Annotated in this window: 2 protein-coding genes and 1 pseudogene; all 3 read right to left on the bottom strand. The window is 72.9% G+C overall.

Annotation, left to right across the window (positions count from 1 at the left end; all coding sequences use genetic code 11):
- Positions 1-238: pseudogene (locus A612_RS14625) on the bottom strand (ABC transporter substrate-binding protein); the annotation flags it as partial.
- 73 nt (positions 239-311) lie between these two features.
- Positions 312-1,115: an ATP-binding cassette domain-containing protein gene (locus A612_RS14620; RefSeq protein WP_051001521.1), complete on the bottom strand. Its 804-nt coding sequence runs from the start codon at positions 1,113-1,115 to the stop codon at positions 312-314.
- Positions 1,112-1,529: oligopeptide/dipeptide ABC transporter ATP-binding protein (locus A612_RS14615; protein WP_019375188.1), on the bottom strand; the 418-nt coding region annotated here is incomplete at its 5' end. The genes A612_RS14620 and A612_RS14615, both read right to left, overlap by 4 nt.

Here is a 1,529-nt window from a genome sequence, read left to right as displayed (position 1 = left end):
GCAGCGGCGAGACGCTGCCGTCCGCGTTGATCTTGGTGAGCGTCTCGTAGATGTTGTAGAGCGTGACCTCGGCGATCGACGACGCCGCCCCGGCGGTCGGATCCAGCCCCGGCGGTTCGAGCGTCATCGCCAGGGTCAGGCTGTCCTTCTTCGTGCCCTGTGCCAGGGTGTGCAGGGGCAGGGCCATCAGGCCGGCGCTCAGTGCGCTGCCGGCCAGGGCGGTGCGGCGGGTGAACATGGGTGTCTCCTCGGTGGCGTTGGGAATTTCCGGTGGCGATGCTGCGCTGCACACATCAGCGCCTGGCGTGTTTTTACACCACCATGCGCGGCACCGCATCGACCAGCGCGCGGGTGTAGGGGTGTTGCGGCGCGGTGAAGAGCTGCTGCGGCGCGCCGCGCTCCACCACCTCGCCCGCGCGCAGCACCAGCACCTCGTCGCACAGGTGGCTGACCACCGCCAGGTCGTGGCTGATGAACAGGTAGGTCACGCCGTGGCGCTCCTGCAATTCGGCCAGCAGATTGAGCACCTGCGCCTGCACCGACACATCCAGCGCGCTGACCGGCTCGTCGGCGACGATCAGGCAGGGGCGGGTGATGAGGGCGCGGGCGATGGCGATGCGCTGGCGCTGGCCGCCGGAGAACTCGTGCGGGTACTTGTGCGCGTCGCCGGGTCGCAGGCCGACCTGCGCGAGCACTTCGGCGGCGCGCTCGGCCGCTTCGGCGCGTGTGGGCCGCTCCAGCGGAAACAGCGGCTCGGTCACGATGCGCTCGACGCGCTGGCGCGGATCGAGCGAGCCGTAGGGATCCTGGAAGACCATCTGGAAGTCGCGCCGCGCGGCGCGCAGCTCGGCGGCGGACAGCCGGTGCAGGTCGCGCCCGAGCAGCTCCACGCTGCCCCCCGCGGGCGTCTCCAGCGCCATGACGAGCCGTGCCAGCGTGGACTTGCCCGATCCGGACTCGCCCACCACGCCCAGGCTGCGGCCGGCCTGGATCTCCAGGTCGACGCCGTGCAGCACCGGCAGGATCGGCCGCGGCCCGAGCAGCCGGGTGCGCGGCAGGCGGTAGTGGTGCTGCAGTGCGCGCACGCGCAGCAGCGGGGAGGCGGGCGCCATCATTCCTCCCCCAGCCGGATGCAGCGCGCCACGTGGCCGCCGCCCAGGTCCACGGGGGCCGGCAGCGCCGCGTTGCAGGCCTCGATGGTGCGCGGGCAGCGCCCCGCGAAGGGGCAGCCCGGCGGCAGATCGGCCAGTTCGGGCACCGTCCCGGCGATGGTCGGCAGGCGCCGGCCGGGCGTGCGCGCGCCGCCCAGCTCCGGGCGTGCGGCGAACAGGCCCTGCGTGTAGGGGTGGGCGAGGGCGCCGAACACGGTGTGCGTGGGGCCGGACTCGACCACCGCGCCGCCGTACATGACCAGCGTGCGCTGCACGTTCTGCGCGATCACTGCCAGGTCGTGCGAGATCAGCAGCAGCGCCATGCCGCGCTCGGTCACCAGGCTGCCGATCAGCTCCAGCACCTGCTGCTGCAGCGTC

This window comes from Melaminivora alkalimesophila (genome assembly GCF_000282995.1).
GTDB lineage: Bacteria > Pseudomonadota > Gammaproteobacteria > Burkholderiales > Burkholderiaceae_C > Melaminivora > Melaminivora alkalimesophila.
Note: the sequence above shows the minus strand (reverse complement) of the source record. Positions and strands in the feature narration are given on the sequence as shown.